Consider the following 1066-nt stretch of genomic DNA (forward strand, 5'->3'; position numbering starts at 1 on the left):
ACCTGGGCCTCAGGTTTGTAAGTCAGGGCGTCGGCCTGAGTGAGCTGGCGAAAGCCTCGGGTTTGGAGTTCAGCCCAGCGATCTGGATTTAGCTCATTGGCAGTTACCAGAGCTGGATTTGCGCCAACCAACAGCGCCCCATTCCCCGCTGTTGGCTCATACACGGTGGTTTCCGCATTGATGCCACCGAGCACAGAGGCTAAATAAGCAATGGGAATCGGTGTACTGTAAGCCTGTTGCAGAACTGACGTGGATGACCGCACGCTCAAATTGGGCTGTCGCTGGAGCAACTCCACCAGGCGGTCGTAGGCTTCGTGAGTCGTCTGGGAACCCGTCACCACTTGCCGCCCGGCCCGTACCACAGCGGCTTCAACAGATTCATCCACCGTCTTAGCCAGTGCGGTTCCCGGCTGCACCGGCTCCCCGAGAACGGACGCTGCAAACCGTCGAGCTTCGACAATAGAGCCAAAGCCCTGACCCGCTAGGAAGTAGGACGCATAGGCCTCAGCCAACTGAGGATGACCCATGGTGGTAGTCTCCGGGAGTGGACAGTCGAGGTAGATGCCGGAGAATCCCTGATTGTGGCGATGATTTAGCCCAGCTCCATCTGGGCCTTGGGCTGACGATGGGGCTGCTGTTTAACCAACTGCATTCGCTGCTCCAACCGCTCAAAGTGCAGCAAATCTTGCTGATTGAGTCGTGAGACGACGTTGCTGTGGTGGCGTTCAAAGACAACACCCCTGCTCCACTTATCGGTGATGCGTAGCAGGTCGTCGGTGCCCACTTCCAGCTTGAACTGGCCGCCCTCCTTGTTCCAGGTGTTGGCATAGACATGGCTCTGGAGAAAATCCCGTACGGTGTGCTCAACCCTGCGGGTGCGAGCCGCATAAACGGCTTCCACGTCCAGCTTGCCCTGGGGCATAGCGGCCCGGTTGTGGCGCAAGTTTTGTATCTCCTGCCGCTGAAAGTCGCTGACCCGCTCGGCTACCGATACCACCTCAATGCCCCGGCCCAGCCCGGTAGACTTGCTCACCCGCACCTGCATCAGTTCTCCCTGCTGGTCGCG

The 1066-nt window shown here is 58.9% G+C and carries 2 protein-coding genes; both read right to left on the reverse strand.

Annotated elements, in window-relative coordinates; all coding sequences use genetic code 11:
• Nucleotides 1-527 (reverse strand): hypothetical protein (locus ACQ4N7_RS30300; RefSeq protein WP_430715134.1); only part of this gene is annotated, 527 nt, incomplete at its 3' end.
• A gap of 65 nt (nt 528-592) precedes the next feature.
• On the reverse strand, nt 593-1066 hold a 474-nt coding region (locus ACQ4N7_RS30305; protein WP_430715135.1), incomplete at its 5' end, for a hypothetical protein.

The sequence above is a fragment of the Nodosilinea sp. AN01ver1 genome (genome assembly GCF_050565655.1).
Lineage (GTDB): Bacteria > Cyanobacteriota > Cyanobacteriia > Phormidesmidales > Phormidesmidaceae > Nodosilinea.